We start from the raw sequence: 18,271 nt of genomic DNA on the forward strand, positions 1-18,271 counted from the left end.
CGGCACTTCATGCGCCGGCCCATTGTTCATGATACGCAAGGCGCGTATCCAAGTCAGCGGAGAGCTAGATGCCTACGGTCAACCGGTCTGCCCTGGTTCGGCACTCGGCCCAGGCGATGTTCGATCTGGTCAATGATTTCGAGCGTTACCCCGAATTCCTGCCGGGCTGCAGCGATGCCCAGTTGCTTGAGCAGGATGACGCCCATCTGGTGGGCAGGCTGACTCTGTCCAAGGCGGGCATGGAGCAGAGCTTCGTGACCCGCAATGATCTGTTCGCCCCCCAGCGCATAGAGTTGAGTCTGGTCGACGGCCCTTTCAAGCGTCTCGAGGGACGCTGGCTGTTCACGCCGCTGAGCGAGGATGCCTGCAAGGTCTCGCTGGAGCTGGATTTCGAATTCAGCAATCGCCTGCTGGGCATGGCCTTCGGCAAGTTGTTCAGTCAGGTCGCCGGTCAGATGGTCGAGGCGTTCACGCGGCGTGCTGACCAGCTGTACGGCGCGAATTGATGTCCGCCACAGGCAAGGCCGTAGAGAAGGCCTGATGACGTGGTCTGAAAGGTGAGTCCGACAGGAGCAAGCATGAGCGACAGAATCACGGTCGAGGTGGCCTATGCGCTGCCGGAGAAGCAGAAGATCGTCTCCCTGGCCGTCGCGCCGGGAACCACGGCGCGCGAGGCCGTGCGCATGGCACATCTCGAGCAACATTTCCCGACACTGGGCGCCGAGGTCTTTCTCGAGGCGGATCTCGGGATCTTCGGCAAGGCGCTGCGCAAGCCCGATGAGCACGTGCTGGATGCCGGTGACCGGGTCGAGGTCTACCGTGCCTTGATCAACGACCCCAAGCTTGCTCGCAAGCGCCGAGCCGACAAGGCACGCGCCGAGAAGTAGCGGTGTCCTCACCGGGCATCGGCGACCGTACGCAAGACGGGGCACCCTGGGGTGCCCCGTCTGTCATCACGACTCGGTCCCTCTTGCCGTCCGAGCGCTTGCGGGCATGCCGTTTCCCGCCAGCCGGCCCCGTCGATGACGGGCCCGCTGGCGGTCGACTTACAGCTCGTCCGGCAGGTCAGCGGCGCCTGCACCACTGTCGTTGCGGTTCGGCTGTGCGGCACGCGGGTCGATGTCGAGGTCCGGCACGATGACGGTTTCCTTGTCGATGTCGCCGCTCTTGTCGATGGTGGAAAGCACATCGCCGTCGAAATTCAGCGTGACGCGCTTGTTGATGATCTCGCCGTCCGCTTTCTTGAGGCGATATACGTAGTCCCAGCTATTCTCACTGAAGGGAGCGGTTAGCAGCGGTGAACCCATCACATAGATGACCTGTTCGCGGCTCATGCCCGGCTTCAATTGCTCGACCATTTCCGGCTTGATCAGGTTGCCCTGTGGAAGGTCGCGCTTGTAGACGCTGAAGTAGCTACACCCGGTGAGCAGCGACAGGGCGCTGCAAAAGGCGACTGTTTTGATCAAGTTTTGCATTTGCCCTGAAGATTCCCTATCGTTTTGCCTTGGCCGATCATACCTGATACATCAAGCGACTGCGAAGAGTACCCCAGCATGGCCGATCAGAACCATGAACTGCGCAAGGCGGGACTCAAGGTAACCCTACCGCGAGTCAAGATCCTGCAGATCCTCGAGAAATCGATGGATCGACACCTGAGTGCCGAGGACGTGTACAAGGCGTTGCTTGAGGCTGGCGAAGATGTCGGTCTGGCGACGGTTTATCGTGTGCTCACCCAGTTTGAAACTGCTGGACTGGTGATGCGTCACAATTTCGATGGCGGCCATGCTGTCTTCGAATTGTCCCAGGAAGAACACCATGACCACATGGTATGTCTGGACAGCGGCGAGATCATAGAGTTCTGTGATCCCGAGATCGAGCGCCGCCAGCGCGAGATCGTCGAGGAGCATGGCTATGAGCTGGTCGAGCATGCGCTGGTGCTCTACGTGCGTCCCAAGGACACCAAGAGCGACAGCTGATGCTCAGGCCTCGCCTGTGTCAGGGATGACAAGGTTCGCTGCAGGACAGAAACACCAACGGCCGCCCCACAGGGGCGGCCGTTGGTGTTTCTGGCGTTCGAACTGCCAGGAGGTTCATTGGACGAATGGACGTCGGGAAGGCGGCCTGTCGGGGCTCAGTGACGGCTGTCCGCCGCGCTGAGCATCTCGCGAGCGTGTGCCAGGGTCTGCTCGGACAGGTGAATGCCGCCCAGCATGCGTGCCAGCTCCCGCACGCGACCACTCTCGTCCAGCAGTGCCATGTGGGTACGTGTGGTGTTCTTCTCTGCCTGCTTCTCGATATGCAGATGTTGGTGCGCCTGGGCCGCGACCTGAGGCAGGTGGGTGACGGTCAGCACCTGACCCTTGTCGCCCAGTCGGCGCAGCAGCTGACCGACGATCTCGGCGGTCGCACCGGAGATGCCGACATCCACTTCATCGAAGACCAGGCTGGGAATGGTCGAGCGACTGGCGGCCACCACCTGAATGGCCAGCGAGACACGGGACAGTTCACCGCCCGAGGCGACCTTGGCCAGCGCCCGCGGCGGCTGCCCCGGGTTGGCACTGATGCGGAAGTGGATGCGCTCCATGCCTTCGGGTTGCGGGCGCTCGCGTGGCTCGACGGCAACCTCGAACGTCGCCTTGCCCATGCCGAGGAAGGCCAGTTGATCCTGGATGTCGCTGGCCAGCTGGGGGGCGGCAGCGGCTCGTGACGTCCCGACCTCAGTAGCCAGGATCTTCCAGGCATCCCGGCGGGCCGCCACTTCCTGACGCAGGGCCTCGATGGCCTCCTCGTCACCCCCGAGCCCTTCCAGCTCCTCGCTCAGTCGCTGGTGCAGGCCATGCAGCTCCTCGGGCAAGACATGATGCTTGCGGGCGATCTGGTGGATGCGCCCAAGGCGCTCATCGACGAAGGCCAGACGCTCCGGGTCGAGTTCGGTGACTTCGACGAAGCGGTTCAGCTCGCGTGCCGCTTCTTCTATCTGGATGCGTGCCTCTTCCAGCATGCCCAGTGCGCTGGCCAGCGAACCCTGCTCGCTGCCCGGCAGGTGTGTCAGTCGCGCCACGGCCTGATTGAGGCGCGCGAGGGCACCTTCATCATCATGATCGCAGCACTCGGCGGCGGCCTGTGCCTCGCTGAGAATCTGTTCGGCATTGGCCAGGGTTTCCTGCTCCTGCTCCAGTGCCTCCAGCTCGCCCTCGCTGAGTGCCAGCTCATCAAGCTCCTCGACCTGATAGCGCAACAGCTGGCGACGAGCGCGTACCTCGTCGCCATCATTGCTCATGCGCTTGAGGCGGCGATGTGCCTCCTGCCAGTGGCGGAAGTCCTCGCGCAGCTGCGTCACCTGCGTCTCGATCCCGGCGTACTCGTCGAGCTGACGCAGGTGCGTCTCTTCCTTCAACAGCGAGTGGTGGGCGTGCTGGGAATGGATGTCGATCAGGTGCTCACCCAGTTCCCGCAGGTCCGCGATGGTGCAGGGGGTGCCGTTGATCCAGGCCTTCGAGCGTCCGCTGGCGGTGATCACTCGGCGCAGCAGGCAGTCGTCGCTGCCCAGCTCACGTTCGTCGAGCCACTCGCGCGCATCGCTGAGGCTTGTGATATCGAAGCGTGCGATGAGATCCGCGCGATCCGCGCCGTGTCGCACGCTGCCGGCATCGGCACGTTCGCCCAGGCACAGGCCGAGCGCACCGAGCAGGATGGACTTGCCGGCACCCGTCTCGCCGGTGATGGCGGTCATGCCGCGGCGAAAATCGAGTTCCAGTGTCTCGACGATGGCGAAATCTTGAATGGCGAGCTGTAGCAGCATGACTACCTCCGAAGGGAAGCTGGGGCGTACGCCGTGCCGATCATTGCCCGTTTCGGGGGTGACTACGGAGTCGCCATACAGGATGTACATACAGTGTATATGGCTTTTTATACAGCACGCTCCGTCGGCCTTCAATCCATGCCGGACTCAGCTGGCAGAAAAGCCGCATCGAAGGCTTGAGAAGCCGAGTGCCGGCCCCATATAAAGGCCCTGACACTCATCGTCGGCAGCAATGGCGCGGCCTTGCTGCCCTACAGGCAACTCATGGCCTGTCTTCAGGGGTTTGCCTTCGTCGTCTCGAGGCAGGCTCCGCAGGCCACGAACAGGGCAATGGCGCACAGACGTCGGCCCGCAGGAGAACAGCATGGCTCAGGATCCGCAGACCCCGATGGATGAAGAACTTCAGCGTGCCGCTCGCGACGCCGAGCCGCAGCCGGAAACTCCGGAAGGCGAAGTGATTGAAGACATACTGGATGCCACCGATGTCGCCGCCGAAAGCGAAGGTGAGCTGATCGACAATCCGGAAGCCGAGATGCTGGCCGCTCAGGTCGAGGAACTCGAGCAGGCGGTTAAGGAGGCGAAGGACCAGGCGCTGCGTTCAGCTGCCGAGGCGCAGAACGCGCGCCGTCGCGCCGAACAGGATGCCGAGAAGGCTCGCAAGTTCGCGCTGGAGAAGTTCGTCAAGGAAATGCTGCCGGTGGTGGACTCGCTCGAGAAGGCGCTTGAGTCCATGAGCGACGACGAGGCAGCCAAGGCACATGTCGAAGGTATCGAGATGACCTTGAAAATGCAGCTGGATGCCCTGAACAAGTCAGGCGTCGAGCAGCTGGACCCCCACGGCGAGCCCTTTGACCCGGAATACCATCAGGCGGTCGCCATGGTGCCATCTCCGGATGCCGAGCCGAACAGCGTCATCGACGTGATGCAGAAGGGCTACACCCTCAATGGTCGCCTGGTGCGTCCGGCGATGGTCGCGGTCAGCAAGGCCAACTGAGGCCCTGCGGGGTCGAGTGGCCATGAGGGCATGTGTCGTGATGGCACATGCCCGCCCTGCGGGGCTTCAAGGAGGATCAGGGCGGCAAAAAATGCCAGCACACCCTTGAAAGCCTGACGCGTGACCCCACTTATTGAAGCAAGTTCAGGTGCCGACACAAGGTACCGACAACCAGACTCATCTTTCAGGCTAGCAACAGATTCGAGGTATACGATTATGGGACGCATCATCGGTATTGACTTGGGTACTACCAACTCCTGTGTGGCAGTGCTCGACGGCGACAAGACCAAGGTCATCGAAAACGCTGAAGGTGGCCGCACCACGCCGTCCATCATCGCCTACACCGACGACAACGAGATCCTTGTCGGTCAGTCGGCCAAGCGTCAGGCAGTGACCAACCCGGAGAACACCCTGTTCGCGGTCAAGCGTCTGATCGGTCGCAAGTTCAAGGATGATGTCGTCCAGAAAGACATCAAGATGGTGCCGTACAAGATCGTCGAAGCCGACAATGGCGATGCCTGGGTCCAGGTGAAGGACAAGAAGATGGCACCGCCGCAGATCAGTGCGGAAATCCTCAAGAAGATGAAGAAGACCGCAGAAGACTACCTCGGTGAAGAAGTCACCGAAGCGGTCATCACCGTGCCGGCCTACTTCAACGACTCCCAGCGTCAGGCGACCAAGGACGCCGGCCGCATCGCGGGTCTCGAGGTCAAGCGCATCATCAACGAGCCGACTGCCGCGGCACTCGCCTACGGCATGGACAAGTCTCGTGGTGACAAGACCATCGCGGTCTACGACCTGGGTGGCGGTACCTTCGATATCTCCATCATCGAAGTCGCGGACGTCGACGGTGAGACCCAGTTCGAAGTGCTCGCCACCAACGGCGACACCTTCCTGGGCGGTGAAGATTTCGACATGCATCTGATCAACTACCTCGTTGACCAGTTCAAGTCCGACAGCGGCATCGACCTGTCCGGCGACAATCTCGCCATGCAGCGTCTGAAGGAAGCTGCCGAGAAGGCCAAGATCGAGCTGTCCAGCGCTCAGCAGACCGACGTGAACCTGCCGTACATCACCGCAGACAACACCGGTCCGAAGCACCTGAACGTCAAGGTGACCCGTTCCAAGCTCGAGTCGCTGGTCGATGAGCTGGTCGCTCGCTCCCTGAAGCCGTGCCAGACCGCTCTGGCCGATGCCGGCCTGTCCGCTTCCGAGATCGACGATGTCATCCTGGTCGGTGGTCAGACTCGCATGCCGCTGGTGCAGTCCAAGGTCGCTGAATTCTTCGGCAAGGAAGCGCGCAAGGACGTCAACCCGGATGAAGCGGTCGCCGTCGGCGCCGGTATCCAGGGCGGCGTGCTGGGTGGCGACGTCAAGGACGTGCTGCTGCTGGACGTGACGCCGCTGACGCTGGGCATCGAGACCATGGGTGGCGTGCTGACTCCGCTGATCGAGAAGAACACCACCATCCCGACCAAGAAGTCTCAGGTGTTCTCCACCGCTGACGACAACCAGGGCGCGGTGACCATCCACGTCCTGCAGGGTGAGCGCAAGCAGGCGGCACAGAACAAGTCCCTGGGGCGTTTCGACCTGGCCGACATTCCGCCGGCCCCGCGTGGTGTGCCGCAGATCGAAGTCGCCTTCGATCTGGATGCCAACGGTATCCTGAACGTGTCCGCCAAGGACAAGGCCACCGGCAAGGAACAGTCCATCGTCATCAAGTCTTCCGGTGGCCTGTCCGACGAAGAGATCGAACAGATGGTGCGTGACGCGGAAGCCAACGCCGACGAAGACAAGAAGTTCGAGGAAATGGTTCAGCTGCGCAATCAGGCCGATGGCATGATCCACGCGACCAGAAAGACCCTGACCGAAGCCGGTGACAAGGCCGAAGCCAGCGAGAAGGAAGCCATCGAGACGGCGATCTCCGAGCTGGAAGAAGCCCTGAAAGGCGACGACAAGGACGCGATCCAGGCCAAGCTGGATGCGCTGACCGAAGCCTCCGGCAACCTGGCGCAGAAGATGTACGCCGAGCAGGGTGCCCAGGGTGAGCAGGCTGGCGACGGTCAGGCTGACAAGAAGCAAGACGACGACGTGGTTGACGCCGAGTACGAGGAAGTCAACGACGACAAGAAGTCCTGAGGGATCTCTTGAACGACGTCTGATGACAGCGCGGGAGCCTTGCGAAGGTGTCCCGCGTTGTCGTTTGCACCGGTAGCGTATCGCGTGGGCGCACGCTGTCGGTGACAGCCGATATCCCAGAACAGACAGGCAGCCTTGGGCTGCCAGCAATCCAGGCGGACCTGATCCATGTCCAAGCGTGATTATTACGAAGTGCTTGGTGTCGAGCGTGGCGCCGACACCAAGGACATCAAGAAGGCGTACCGACGCCTGGCTCAGAAGCATCACCCTGACCGCAATCCGGATGACGAGGCCTCGGCGGAGAAGTTCCGCGAAGTGTCGGAAGCCTACGAAGTGCTGTCCGATGCGGACAAGCGCGCGGCCTATGACCAGTTCGGTCATGCCGGTGTCGACGGCCAGGGCGGCGGTGGCTTCGGCGGCGGTGGCTTTGGTGGTGGTGCCGGTGGCTTCGGCGACGTGTTCGGCGATGTCTTCGGTGACATCTTCGGTGGCGGCGGTGGCCGTCGCAATCCGAACGCTCCTCAGCGTGGCAGCGACCTGCGCTACAACCTTGATCTCGATCTGGAATCGGCGGTCGCGGGTACCACGGTCGACATCCGCGTGCCGCGTCTGGCTGCCTGTGGTCACTGTGATGGTGACGGCGCCGAGCCGGGTTCCACCAAGGAAACCTGCCCGACCTGCAACGGCATGGGCAAGGTGCGCATGCAGCAGGGCTTCTTCGCGGTCGAGCAGGCATGTCCGACCTGCCACGGGCGTGGCGAGAAGATCAGCGTGCCGTGCCGCAAATGTCACGGCGAAGGCCGCGTGCAGGAATCCAAGACCCTCTCGGTCAAGATTCCGCCGGGCGTCGACACCGGTGACCGTATCCGCCTGAACGGCGAAGGCGAGGGCGGTGTCAACGGCGGGCCGTCAGGTGATCTGTATGTCCAGGTCAATCTGCGCGAGCACGAGATCTTCAAGCGTGATGGGCGTCACCTGCAGTGTGAAGTGCCGATCAGCTTCGTGGATGCAGCGCTCGGTGGTGAGCTCAACGTCCCGACGCTGGATGGTCGTGTCGTGCTCAAGATTCCGGCCGAGACCCAGACGGGCAAGTTGTTCCGACTGCGCGGCAAGGGCGTCAAGCCGGTGCGTGGTGGCCCTGCCGGCGATCTGCTGTGCAAGGTGGTCATCGAGACACCTGTCAGCCTGAACGAAGAGCAGAAGGAGCTGCTGCGCCAGTTCCAGCAGAGTCTTGGCGATACCGGCAAGAGCCACTCGCCGAAGGAGAACAGCTTCTTCGATGGCGTGAAGAAGTTCTTCGAGGACATGAAGCCCTAGGCTGCGTCTTCGTTCTCCTCCGCGCTGGCGGATGCGCAACGCGAAAGCCCCACCCCGATGACTCGGGTGTGGGGCTTTTTCATTGTCAGGGCTCGCCTGACATGTCATCAGCGATGCGCTGTCAGGCGATGTTTCACTCTTGAGAGGCTGGCGTGAAGGCCTCGGGCTCGATCACCGCGAAACAGCTCAGCAGCGTGGTCTGGAAGCTGCTGAAGTTGTCATCCGAGACCATCAGGAAGCGATTGCCCTCCAGGTGCGTGAGCCCTTCGAAGTTGTCCAGTGACCACCCCTCGCCACTCGACAGGCGGGCAAGGGTGCGGACCTCGACGGTCGTCCCCGGCTCTCCCAGATGTGCGCGACGCAGGCTGATGACCAGCGGATAGGGCGGCGAGAAGGCGCGCTCCAGCATCAGGATGTCCCCGTCCGGCAGCATCTCCATGGCGGTCAGGCTCGAGCCCGTGTCGCTGGCCAGGGGGTAGCGCCATTCCTGCTTGCCATCCAGCGTAAACAGGCGCGTGGTGCCTTCGTCCATGCCCTCCGGGGTGGCTTCCAGACCGGCGAGCAGGCCGTACTCGGGGTGCAGGGTCAGCGCCTCCATGCCATTGTTGGGGGCGGCACCGCGTACGCCCACGGGGGTGGCGGGTTCGCTGATCGCCAGTCCGCTGGGCAGGAAGTGCTCGACTCGGGGTTGCTGCTCGAAGCTGATGACCAGACGGGTATCGCCGCGCCGGCCGTTGTGGTCCTTCAGCAGCTGCATGCCTTCGGCATCGCTCAGGGCGCCTTGCAGGGAGATGTCGGTCTCGTCGCGCAGCGTATAGGTCTTGAGTGCCTTGGCACCGACCAGCTCCCCATGGCGGAAGGCCAGACGCAGGCGGTGCAGCCAGCCTCGGTCCGACACGGCGTACAGCAGGGATTCATCCTTGTCCCAGCCGATATCGGACAGGCCGCCGACGGGGGTGCCATCCAGCCACTTGCCTGGCAGCTTGAGGGTGCCGCACCACTGGATCTCCGGCAGCTGGCTCATCTGCTCCGGCGAGGCCAGCGAGTAGGGGCGCGGGTGAACGCCACAGGCACTCAGCAGGCCGGCAACTGCCGTGGCAAGGGTCGCAAGGCGCAGCAGGCGCCAATGACGAATGGCATAACGATGAAGTAGCGACATGCTGACTCCGGGAACTGAGCGGTGAAGAGGGAGTGACGTGGACGGGCAGGAACTCAGTCTCCCGCTACTCTAGCGCGTAACGGGGGCAAATACATGACGTCAGCCAACGCTGCAGGCGGCTGATATACTCGCGGAGACAGCACAGGTGGCACACCCTCATCATCGCCGTGGGGTGGCTGCCCTCAAGACCCACAACAGGCAGGAGTCAGCATGACCCGTATCGCAATCATGGGCGTCGCCGGACGCATGGGACGCACGTTGGTCGAGGCCGTCGGTGCCGTGGAAGGCCTGACGCTGACAGCGGGCATCGTCGAGGCCGGCAGCTCCCTGGCAGGTGCCGACATCGGCGAGCTGGCGGGGCAGGGGCGTCTGGGTGTGGTCGCCAGTGACAGTCTGGCCGCCGTGGTGGATGACGTCGATGTCGTGATCGATTTCACCGCACCGCAGGTGACGCTGGCCAATCTGGCGCTGTGCTCGGAGCACGGCAAGCGCATGGTCATCGGCACGACCGGTTTCAGCCCGGAGCAGCTCGAGCAACTGGATGGCTATCGCGACAGCGTGCCCTTCGTGTTTGCCGCCAACATGAGCTCCGGCGTCAATCTGACGCTGAAGCTGCTGGAAACGGCAGCCCAGGCACTGGGGGATGCGGGGTATGACATCGAGATCATCGAGGCGCACCACCGCCACAAGGTCGATGCCCCCTCCGGCACGGCACTGGCGATGGGCGAGGCGGTGGCACATGCCATCGGTCGTGATCTCGAGACCCACGGTGTCTTTGCACGCGAAGGACAGTGTGGTCCGCGCGCCGACAAGGAAATCGGCTTCGCCACCGTGCGTGCCGGTGACATCGTCGGCGAGCATACCGTGATGTTCGCCACCGAAGGCGAGCGCATCGAGATCACCCACAAGGCCTCAAGCCGCATGACCTTCGCCAAGGGCGCGGCGCGTGCCGCCGAGTGGCTGTCAGCGCGTGGCGTCGGACGCTATGACATGCAGGACGTGCTGGGTCTCAAGTGATGTCCCGTCGGGGGCTCGGGTCGAGATCGCGTCCCGGGCACTCGATTTGCCGCGTTCGAGTGGCTTCCGGGCGCATCGTGGAAGCTGTCACCGCCGACAGGATATTGTCCGTCGGCAGTGATGGATGTCGCACCTTGCGGCGGGAAACGTTCCTGGCAGGTGATTCAGGGGACAGGCTCGCGATCACTCCCGATGCTCCAATAAGCTGACCGCTGTGACGAAACGACCGTATGGTGGGCACTGCCGCCCGCTCGCGGTGCAGTCATGGGGTGGTCAGCGCCGCAGGATTCGGGTAATCTCTACCCAATTTGGCCGCACTCTTGGGGCCGCTGTGACAAGCAATATTCCGAAGAATGATAACAAGCGGGATGAAGCCTGATTTTTCGGTTTCGTCCCGCTTTTTTGCAGCCTGAATTTGCCGCTTCCGGCGAGCGCTCCTCACATGGGGAAGGCGCGTGGGAAGAGTGGCAGCGGGACCCAGACTCGGCGTCAGCCGAGTACGACAATCAAGCAGCATGTCCGGTGTTCGACCGCGGATTCCGGGCAGGAAAGTGGACACTTAGGGGAGGACGTTGCGTTGATCAAACCCGCGATACTGGCCTTGGAAGACGGCAGTGTATTTCACGGCAGCGCCATCGGCGCTGATGGGCAGACCAGTGGCGAGGTGGTGTTCAACACTGCCATGACCGGCTACCAGGAAATCCTGACCGATCCCTCCTACACCCGACAGATCGTCACTCTGACGTATCCGCACATCGGCAATACCGGCATCAACGACGAGGACAACGAGTCCGATCATGTCGCGGCCGCCGGCCTGGTCATCCGCGACCTCCCGCTGCTGGCCAGCAACTTCCGCTCCACTCGCTCTCTCGATCAGTACCTGCGTGACGAGAATGTCGTCGGCATCGCGGATATCGATACGCGTCGTTTGACGCGCATCCTGCGCGAGAAGGGCTCGCTGAACGGCGCCATTCTCGCCGGTGAGGATGCTCAGGGAGATGACTCCGTCGAGCGTGCGCTGGAAGCCGCTCGTGCCTTCCCGGGCCTCAAGGGCATGGACCTGGCCAAGGAAGTCTCCTGCCGCGAGTCATTCGAGTGGCACGAAGGCGAATGGACCCTGGGAGAAGGCTACGCCGACACCCGTGAGTCAGAGCGCCCCTTCCACGTGGTCGCCTACGACTACGGCGTCAAGCACAACATCCTGCGCATGCTGGCATCGCGTGGCTGCCGTCTGACCGTCGTGCCGGCGCAGACGCCTGCCGCCGAGGTGCTGGCGCTCAACCCGGATGGCATCTTCCTGTCCAACGGTCCGGGCGACCCCGAACCCTGCGACTACGCCATCACCGCGATTCGTGAAGTGCTCGAGACCGAGACGCCGGTCTTCGGCATCTGCCTCGGTCACCAGCTGCTGGCCCTGGCCTCCGGTGCGAGCACCGTCAAGATGGGCCACGGTCACCATGGTGCCAACCACCCGGTGCAGGATCTCGACAGTGGTGTGGTGATGATCACCAGTCAGAACCATGGCTTCGCGGTGGATGAAGCCGGTATGCCGAGCCATCTGCGCGCGACCCACAAGTCGCTGTTCGACGGCAGTCTGCAGGGCATCGAGCGCACCGACCGTCCGGCCTTCAGCTTCCAGGGTCACCCGGAAGCCAGCCCCGGCCCGCAGGACGTCGCCCCGCTGTTCGATCGTTTCATCGAGATGATGCGCGCGCGACGCTGAGCCGAGCGCAGGCCCGAGGGCCTGATCCATCGTTGAGTTCAGTCACCAGATCATTGCGGGAAGAGACATGCCGAAACGTACAGACCTGAAAAGCATCCTGATCATCGGCGCCGGCCCCATCGTCATCGGCCAGGCGTGCGAGTTCGACTATTCCGGCGCACAGGCCTGCAAGGCCCTGCGTGAAGAGGGTTACCGGGTCATCCTGGTCAACTCCAACCCGGCCACCATCATGACCGACCCGGTGATGGCCGACGCGACCTACATCGAGCCGATCACCTGGGAGACCGTGGCGCGCATCATCGAGAAGGAGCGTCCGGACGCCATCCTGCCGACCATGGGTGGCCAGACCGCACTGAACTGTGCACTGGCCCTGGAGCGCGAAGGCGTGCTCGAGAAATTCGGCGTCGAGATGATCGGTGCCAACGCCGATACCATCGACAAGGCCGAAGACCGTGATCGCTTCGACAAGGCGATGAAGAAGATCGGCCTAGCGTGCCCGAAGGCCAAGGTCGCACACTCCATGGAAGAGGCCTGGGAAATCCAGGCCGAGCTGGGCTTCCCGTCCATCATCCGTCCCAGCTTCACCATGGGCGGTTCCGGCGGCGGCGTGGCGTACAACCGTGAAGAATTCGAAGAGATCTGCCATCGCGGTTTCGAGCTGTCGCCGACCCGTGAGCTGTTGATCGACGAATCGCTGCTGGGCTGGAAGGAATACGAGATGGAGGTCGTTCGTGACAAGAACGACAACTGCATCATCGTGTGTGCCATCGAGAACTTCGACCCGATGGGCGTGCATACCGGTGACTCCATCACTGTCGCCCCGGCACAGACCCTGACCGACAAGGAATACCAGCTGATGCGTGATGCATCGCTGGCCGTCCTGCGCGAGATCGGTGTCGAGACCGGTGGCTCCAACGTCCAGTTCGGCATCTGCCCGGACACCGGTCGCATGGTCGTGATCGAGATGAATCCGCGCGTGTCGCGCTCCTCTGCACTGGCCTCCAAGGCGACCGGTTTCCCGATCGCCAAGATCGCCGCCAAGCTGGCCATCGGGTATACCCTGGACGAGCTGCAGAATGACATCACCGGTGGCAAGACGCCGGCGTCCTTCGAGCCGTCCATCGACTATGTCGTCACCAAGATTCCGCGCTTCACCTTCGAGAAGTTCCCGCAGGCCAATGACCGTCTGACCACGCAGATGAAGTCGGTCGGCGAAGTCATGGCCATCGGTCGTACCTTCCAGGAATCCCTGCAGAAGGCACTGCGTGGCATGGAGACCGGTGTCGATGGTCTCGATCCCATCGTGGCCGACTATGGCGACGAGAACATGGCGCGCATCAAGGGCGAGCTGCAGGCCGCCGGTGCCGAGCGTATCTTCTACATCGCCGACGCCATGCGTGCCGGCCTTGGCATCGAAGAGATCTTCCGTCTCACCAACATCGACCGCTGGTACCTGGTGCAGCTGGCCGACCTGATCGCTCAGGAAGGCGAAGTGGCGGCAAGTTCTCTGGGCGAGATGGATGCCAATCGTCTGTTCCGTCTCAAGCGCAAGGGCTTCAGTGATGCCCGTCTGGCGCGCCTGATGGGCGTGTCCGAGAAGGCCTTCCGCAAGCATCGTCAGCAGCAGGGCATTCGCCCGGTCTACAAGCGTGTCGATACCTGTGCCGCGGAGTTCGCTTCCGACACCGCCTACATGTACTCCACCTACGAGGAGGAGTGTGAGGCCGAGGTCAGCGACAAGAAGAAGATCATGGTGCTGGGCGGTGGTCCGAACCGCATCGGTCAGGGCATCGAGTTCGACTACTGCTGCGTCCACGCCTCCCTCGCCATGCGCGCGGACGGCTACGAGACCATCATGGTCAACTGCAACCCGGAAACCGTGTCCACCGACTACGACACCTCCGATCGCCTCTACTTCGAGCCGGTGACGCTGGAAGACGTGCTGGAGATCGCCGACAAGGAACAGCCTGTCGGTGTCATCGTCCAGTTCGGCGGTCAGACGCCGCTGAAGCTGGCCCGTGAGCTCGAGGCCGCCGGTGTGCCGATCATCGGTACCACGCCGGACGCCATCGATCGCGCCGAAGACCGCGAACGTTTCCAGCAGATGATCGAGAAGCTCGGTCTCATCCAGCCGGAAAACGCCACCGCACGCAGCTTCGAGGAGGCCTTCGTCAAGGCCGAAACCATCGGCTACCCGCTGGTGGTGCGTCCGAGCTACGTGCTGGGCGGACGCGCGATGGAAATCGTCTACTCCGCTTCCGAGCTCGAGAACTACATGACCCACGCGGTCAAGGTCTCCAATGACTCGCCGGTGCTGCTGGATCACTTCCTGAATGCCGCCATCGAGGTCGACATCGACGCGGTGTCCGATGGCAAGCAGGTCGTGATCGGCGCCATCATGCAGCACATCGAGCAGGCTGGTATCCACTCCGGTGACTCGGCGTGCGCACTGCCGCCGTACTCGCTGCCGGCAGACGTCCAGGAAGAGATGCGTGAGCAGGTCAAGCGCATGGCGCTGGAGCTCAACGTCATCGGTCTGATGAACGTTCAGCTGGCCTGGCAGGATGGCGTGATCTACGTCATCGAGGTCAACCCGCGTGCCTCGCGTACCGTGCCCTTCGTCTCCAAGTGCATCGGCCAGTCACTGGCGCAGATCGCCGCGCGTTGCATGGCCGGCCAGACCCTGGAAGAGATCGGTTTCACCCAGGAAATCGTACCGACCTTCTACAGCGTCAAGGAAGCGGTGCTGCCGTTCGCCAAGTTCCCGGGTGTCGATCCGATCCTGTCACCGGAAATGAAGTCCACCGGTGAAGTGATGGGTTCTGGCGATACCTTCGCCGAGGCCTTCTACAAGGCGCAGCTGGGCGCCGGGGAAGCCATCCCGACATTGACGGGCGATCGCAAGGCGTTCCTGTCCGTGCGCGAGTTCGACAAGGCGGGCGTTATCGAGGTGGCCCGCTCTCTGGTAACATTGGGCTTTACGCTTTGTGCTACCCGTGGCACGGCAGAGGTGATTGCCGCTGCCGGGCTCGAGGTTGAACCCGTCAACAAGGTGTTCGAGGGGCGGCCGCATATCGTCGACATGATCAAGAACGGCGAGATCGCCTACATCGTCAACACCACTGAGGGACGTCAGGCCATCAATGACTCGTCCGTGATTCGCCGCACTGCGCTGGCGCACAAGGTGCCCTATGCCACGACGCTGGCGGGTGCCAATGCCGTGTGCATGGCGCTCGAGTACGGAAACGATGTCAAGGTCCGTCGTCTCCAGGATCTGCATGCAGGAGTCATGATATGAGTAGAAGTCCGATGACCGTCGAGGGCGAAGATCGCCTGCGCAAGGAGCTCGAGCACCTCAAGGGCACGGAACGCCCCAAGGTCATCGCTGACATCGCGGAAGCACGTGAGCACGGCGATCTCAAGGAGAACGCCGAGTATCACGCCGCGCGTGAGCAACAGGGTTTCATCGAGGGGCGTATCCAGGAGATTGAAGCCAAGCTCTCGATGTCCCAGGTCATCGATGTCACCAAGCTGCCCAAGACAGGCAAGGTGATCTTCGGTACCACGGTTGATCTGATGAACCTCGATGACGACAGCGAAGTGCGCTATCGCATCGTGGGTGAGGATGAGGCCAGCATCAAGGACGGCAAGATCTCCGTTACCTCACCGATCGCGCGTGCGCTGATCGGCAAGGAAGAAGGGGATGTCGTGGTCGTGCGTACCCCGGGTGGCGATGTGGAGTATGAAATCTCCGAAGTGCATCACATCTGAAGCACGTCACATCTGAAGAGCATCGCCTCTGATTCGTCAGATCCTGATGTCGTGACAGCCCTGCCGGTCATCCCGGCAGGGCTGTTTTTTTGCCTGCGGGCACGAAATCCTTCAGGGAGGGAGTAATGGAAGTACAGGGAAGTCAGCCGGAAAAGCGCATCATGGCAACCTCCATGGTGGCCATCTTCATGGTGCTCGGGTTCATGCTGTTCGGGGTGGCATATGTGGTCTCCCAGTCGTTTGCCTATCGGTACACCGGGGACTCGGCGCTGTTGACGCCGTCATTGGTCCTGGGGAGTGCCCTGTTGGCGAGGGGAGTTTTCCACTTGGTGGTGCCGCTGGCGCACTTCGGCAATCAGTCGCTTTATCTGCGGCCGTCACCACTCATGGGGTGTCGCAAGATCGAGTATGAGCTGATCGAGGATTTCACCTTCGACAAGAAGACGCTGGTCATCAAGTATCGTGATGCCGGCAGCAGTGAGGGGGAGTCCAGACAGACGACACTCAAGCGTCATCAGGTCACCCAGCGGGCGCTGGACGACATCACCTTTGAGCTGAATCAGCGCGTCAGGTCGTGATTGTCAGTCACAGAAAACAGAAACGCCGCCCTCGATGAGGGCGGCGTTTCTGTCTGCGGCAGGCGTGGCGTGCGAGGTGAGCCTCGTCAGGCCTGGGCCCGGCGGCTTACTTTTCGCTGAAGCGCTGTACGTTGGACAGCTTCGGCTTGGCCTGCGGGTTGCGGCGATACAGCAGGGCGATCTTGCCGATGCTCTGGATCAGGGTCGCGCCGGTTTCGCTGCACAGGTGGCGAGCCACCTCGCCACGGGCTTCGCGATCATTGATCGCCAGCTTCAGCTTGATCAGTTCGTGATCGTGCAGTGCGCGCTCGAGTTCGGTCACGACGCCGTCGGAAAGGCCGTTTTCCGAGACGGTGACGATCGGGTCAAGATGGTGCCCGATACTGCGAAATGCTTTCTTTTGTGACTGTGACAAGCTCATGGTATCGTAAAGTTTCCCTGTTGGCGTCCGATGGGAGCGGGGAGCGTAGCGAAAGACAGGGTCGACTCCAGGGCTTGAAATCCAGGGGTGTGAACCCGTCTGTTGCGCAGGCAATGTCTGTGCCCGCGGGCGGAACCGCGCGCAGGACCCGCCATTCTACTCCATGACGACGCTCATGACACGACCCGTGCGCAAGCTTGCTACGCCTTTCGTGTCGTCGTTATCCCCCCGCACCATCTCCCGCCAGTATTCGATTTCCCCCGACATTCCAGGTGACAACGTGGCTCACCCCAGCAAGAGCAGCGCTGGCTGGATGAAGGAACACTTTGATGACGCCTATGTCCAGCGCAGCTGGGCCGATGGCTATCGTTCCCGTGCCAGCTACAAACTGATTGAAATCGATGACAAGGACCGCCTGCTCAAGCCGGGCGCTACCGTCATCGACCTAGGTGCCGCCCCCGGTGGCTGGAGCCAGATCGCCGCGGATCGCGTCGGCATGGAAGGCGTGGTCATCGCCTCCGACATCCTTGAGATGGACGCCCTGGCCGGTGTCGATTTCATCCAGGGTGACTTCACCGAAGAGACCGTGCTGAACCAGATTCTGGCCACCTTGGGGGATCGCCCGGTGGATCTCGTGATCTCCGACATGGCGCCCAACATGAGCGGCATGAGCGCGATAGATCAGCCTGCCGGCATGTATCTGGTCGAGCTGGCGCTGGATCTGGCGCGCCAGACGCTCAAGCCGGGTGGCAACTTTCTGGTCAAGGTCTTCCAGGGAGAGGGCTTCGATGCCTACCTGAAGGACATGCGTGGCAGCTTCAACAAGGTCGTCACGCGCAAGCCGGAAGCGTCGCGCGCCCGCTCGCGTGAGGTCTATCTGCTTGGGCAGGGGTTCAAGGGCTGACGTTGCCCTCGATGCCAGGCGATCCCGATTTCTGCCCCGGGCGGCGACTTCATCACCGGTTAAGGCGGCCGATGGCATACTTGGTCAGGCTGGAATCATTGTGCCTCGGTCGAAGTCGTTGTATCTCTGATATAGGCCGACTATCGGCTGAATAGTCCGGTGCCGGCCTTTAAGCAATGGTTGCCGGCCCCCATCTGGTGTAGTGTCGATAGCATTGGGCCTTGAGCACGGAGGGCCGGTAACAGGTTGATGAGATGCCAAGGTCGCATCATCATCGATCGGCAAGCAGAACAACGCAGGCAAGCTTTGAGTGACTCGGTAGGCAAGGCGGCGTGTTGCGTCGTTTGATACCCCGCAGGCACGATCAGATAGCATGGCAGGCCACCACAAGACGGCAGTCGGAGTATTCACGGCATGCCAAGACAGATTCATGCAATGAGGGTGTC

The 18,271-nt window shown here is 62.2% G+C and carries 16 protein-coding genes; 12 read left to right on the forward strand and 4 right to left on the reverse strand.

What is annotated here, in order from left to right; genetic code table 11:
* The first annotated feature begins 68 nt into the window (after positions 1 to 68).
* Both BOH68_RS00630 and BOH68_RS00635 read left to right on the forward strand, forming a co-directional pair.
* A complete protein-coding gene (locus BOH68_RS00630) occupies positions 69 to 506 on the forward strand; it encodes a type II toxin-antitoxin system RatA family toxin (protein ID WP_077379522.1) in 438 nt (145 codons plus the stop codon).
* 72 nt (positions 507 to 578) lie between these two features.
* On the forward strand, positions 579 to 887 hold the full coding sequence (locus BOH68_RS00635) for an RnfH family protein (RefSeq protein WP_077379521.1): 309 nt from the start codon (positions 579 to 581) through the stop codon (positions 885 to 887).
* 159 nt (positions 888 to 1,046) lie between these two features.
* Here the strand turns inward: BOH68_RS00635 and BOH68_RS00640 are convergent, their stop codons facing one another.
* A complete protein-coding gene (locus tag BOH68_RS00640) occupies positions 1,047 to 1,475 on the reverse strand; it encodes an outer membrane protein assembly factor BamE (protein WP_077379518.1) in 429 nt (142 codons plus the stop codon).
* Between the two features lie 78 nt (positions 1,476 to 1,553).
* Between BOH68_RS00640 and fur the strand changes: the two genes are divergently transcribed.
* On the forward strand, positions 1,554 to 1,976 hold the full coding sequence (gene fur / locus BOH68_RS00645; protein ID WP_077379516.1) for a ferric iron uptake transcriptional regulator: 423 nt from the start codon (positions 1,554 to 1,556) through the stop codon (positions 1,974 to 1,976).
* 155 nt (positions 1,977 to 2,131) lie between these two features.
* Here fur and recN read toward each other — a convergent pair whose 3' ends face one another.
* Positions 2,132 to 3,802, reverse strand: coding sequence for a DNA repair protein RecN (gene recN / locus BOH68_RS00650; RefSeq protein WP_077379980.1), 1,671 nt, complete (start codon positions 3,800 to 3,802; stop codon positions 2,132 to 2,134).
* 364 nt (positions 3,803 to 4,166) lie between these two features.
* Between recN and grpE the strand changes: the two genes are divergently transcribed.
* The 3 genes from grpE to dnaJ all read left to right on the forward strand — a co-directional run bounded on the left by grpE (position 4,167) and on the right by dnaJ (position 8,252).
* Entirely contained in the window at positions 4,167 to 4,796 is a 630-nt protein-coding gene (gene grpE, locus BOH68_RS00655; RefSeq protein ID WP_077379514.1) for a nucleotide exchange factor GrpE, read from the forward strand.
* A 216-nt stretch (positions 4,797 to 5,012) separates the two neighbouring features.
* Entirely contained in the window at positions 5,013 to 6,935 is a 1,923-nt protein-coding gene (dnaK, locus tag BOH68_RS00660) for a molecular chaperone DnaK (protein WP_077379512.1), read from the forward strand.
* A 168-nt stretch (positions 6,936 to 7,103) separates the two neighbouring features.
* Complete coding sequence (gene dnaJ, locus BOH68_RS00665; protein WP_077379510.1) at positions 7,104 to 8,252, forward strand: molecular chaperone DnaJ; 1,149 nt, start codon at positions 7,104 to 7,106, stop codon at positions 8,250 to 8,252.
* Positions 8,253 to 8,385: 133 nt separating this feature from the next.
* On the opposite strand, the gene BOH68_RS00670 is transcribed toward dnaJ, so the two are convergent.
* The gene (locus BOH68_RS00670) at positions 8,386 to 9,411 is read right to left on the reverse strand and encodes an esterase-like activity of phytase family protein (RefSeq protein ID WP_077379508.1); all 1,026 of its coding nucleotides are present in this window, start codon (positions 9,409 to 9,411) and stop codon (positions 8,386 to 8,388) included.
* A 210-nt stretch (positions 9,412 to 9,621) separates the two neighbouring features.
* Between BOH68_RS00670 and dapB the strand changes: the two genes are divergently transcribed.
* The 5 genes from dapB to BOH68_RS00695 all read left to right on the forward strand — a co-directional run bounded on the left by dapB (position 9,622) and on the right by BOH68_RS00695 (position 16,500).
* On the forward strand, positions 9,622 to 10,428 hold the full coding sequence (gene dapB, locus BOH68_RS00675) for a 4-hydroxy-tetrahydrodipicolinate reductase (protein ID WP_077379506.1): 807 nt from the start codon (positions 9,622 to 9,624) through the stop codon (positions 10,426 to 10,428).
* Positions 10,429 to 11,005: 577 nt separating this feature from the next.
* Positions 11,006 to 12,151 (forward strand): glutamine-hydrolyzing carbamoyl-phosphate synthase small subunit, encoded by a 1,146-nt coding sequence (carA, locus tag BOH68_RS00680; protein WP_181013928.1) that lies wholly within the window; start codon positions 11,006 to 11,008, stop codon positions 12,149 to 12,151.
* A gap of 67 nt (positions 12,152 to 12,218) precedes the next feature.
* Positions 12,219 to 15,449: a carbamoyl-phosphate synthase large subunit gene (gene carB, locus BOH68_RS00685; RefSeq protein ID WP_077379502.1), complete on the forward strand. Its 3,231-nt coding sequence runs from the start codon at positions 12,219 to 12,221 to the stop codon at positions 15,447 to 15,449.
* A complete protein-coding gene (gene greA / locus BOH68_RS00690; protein WP_077379500.1) occupies positions 15,446 to 15,922 on the forward strand; it encodes a transcription elongation factor GreA in 477 nt (158 codons plus the stop codon). Before carB ends, greA begins: the two co-directional genes overlap by 4 nt.
* Positions 15,923 to 16,047: 125 nt before the next feature.
* Positions 16,048 to 16,500, forward strand: coding sequence for a hypothetical protein (locus BOH68_RS00695; protein ID WP_077379498.1), 453 nt, complete (start codon positions 16,048 to 16,050; stop codon positions 16,498 to 16,500).
* Between the two features lie 106 nt (positions 16,501 to 16,606).
* Here the strand turns inward: BOH68_RS00695 and yhbY are convergent, their stop codons facing one another.
* Entirely contained in the window at positions 16,607 to 16,921 is a 315-nt protein-coding gene (gene yhbY / locus BOH68_RS00700; protein ID WP_077379496.1) for a ribosome assembly RNA-binding protein YhbY, read from the reverse strand.
* Positions 16,922 to 17,096: 175 nt separating this feature from the next.
* Between yhbY and rlmE the strand changes: the two genes are divergently transcribed.
* Positions 17,097 to 17,825, forward strand: a complete 729-nt coding sequence (gene rlmE, locus BOH68_RS00705) for a 23S rRNA (uridine(2552)-2'-O)-methyltransferase RlmE (protein ID WP_077379494.1) — start codon at positions 17,097 to 17,099, stop codon at positions 17,823 to 17,825.
* Positions 17,826 to 18,271 lie beyond the last annotated feature (446 nt).

This window comes from Cobetia sp. MM1IDA2H-1 (assembly GCF_002916775.2).
Classification (GTDB): Bacteria; Pseudomonadota; Gammaproteobacteria; order Pseudomonadales; family Halomonadaceae; genus Cobetia; species Cobetia marina.

Excerpts from the sequence above, each read along its gene's own strand:
- BOH68_RS00630 (WP_077379522.1), top strand. The coding sequence starts at position 69 with ATGCCTACGGTCAACCGGTCTGCCCTGGTTCGGCACTCGGCCCAGGCG.
- BOH68_RS00635 (WP_077379521.1), top strand. The coding sequence starts at position 579 with ATGAGCGACAGAATCACGGTCGAGGTGGCCTATGCGCTGCCGGAGAAG.
- BOH68_RS00640 (WP_077379518.1), bottom strand. The coding sequence starts at position 1,475 with ATGCAAAACTTGATCAAAACAGTCGCCTTTTGCAGCGCCCTGTCGCTG.
- fur (WP_077379516.1), top strand. The coding sequence starts at position 1,554 with ATGGCCGATCAGAACCATGAACTGCGCAAGGCGGGACTCAAGGTAACC.
- recN (WP_077379980.1), bottom strand. The coding sequence starts at position 3,802 with ATGCTGCTACAGCTCGCCATTCAAGATTTCGCCATCGTCGAGACACTG.
- grpE (WP_077379514.1), top strand. The coding sequence starts at position 4,167 with ATGGCTCAGGATCCGCAGACCCCGATGGATGAAGAACTTCAGCGTGCC.
- dnaK (WP_077379512.1), top strand. The coding sequence starts at position 5,013 with ATGGGACGCATCATCGGTATTGACTTGGGTACTACCAACTCCTGTGTG.
- dnaJ (WP_077379510.1), top strand. The coding sequence starts at position 7,104 with ATGTCCAAGCGTGATTATTACGAAGTGCTTGGTGTCGAGCGTGGCGCC.
- BOH68_RS00670 (WP_077379508.1), bottom strand. The coding sequence starts at position 9,411 with ATGTCGCTACTTCATCGTTATGCCATTCGTCATTGGCGCCTGCTGCGC.
- dapB (WP_077379506.1), top strand. The coding sequence starts at position 9,622 with ATGACCCGTATCGCAATCATGGGCGTCGCCGGACGCATGGGACGCACG.
- carB (WP_077379502.1), top strand. The coding sequence starts at position 12,219 with ATGCCGAAACGTACAGACCTGAAAAGCATCCTGATCATCGGCGCCGGC.
- greA (WP_077379500.1), top strand. The coding sequence starts at position 15,446 with ATGAGTAGAAGTCCGATGACCGTCGAGGGCGAAGATCGCCTGCGCAAG.
- BOH68_RS00695 (WP_077379498.1), top strand. The coding sequence starts at position 16,048 with ATGGAAGTACAGGGAAGTCAGCCGGAAAAGCGCATCATGGCAACCTCC.
- yhbY (WP_077379496.1), bottom strand. The coding sequence starts at position 16,921 with ATGAGCTTGTCACAGTCACAAAAGAAAGCATTTCGCAGTATCGGGCAC.
- rlmE (WP_077379494.1), top strand. The coding sequence starts at position 17,097 with ATGACACGACCCGTGCGCAAGCTTGCTACGCCTTTCGTGTCGTCGTTA.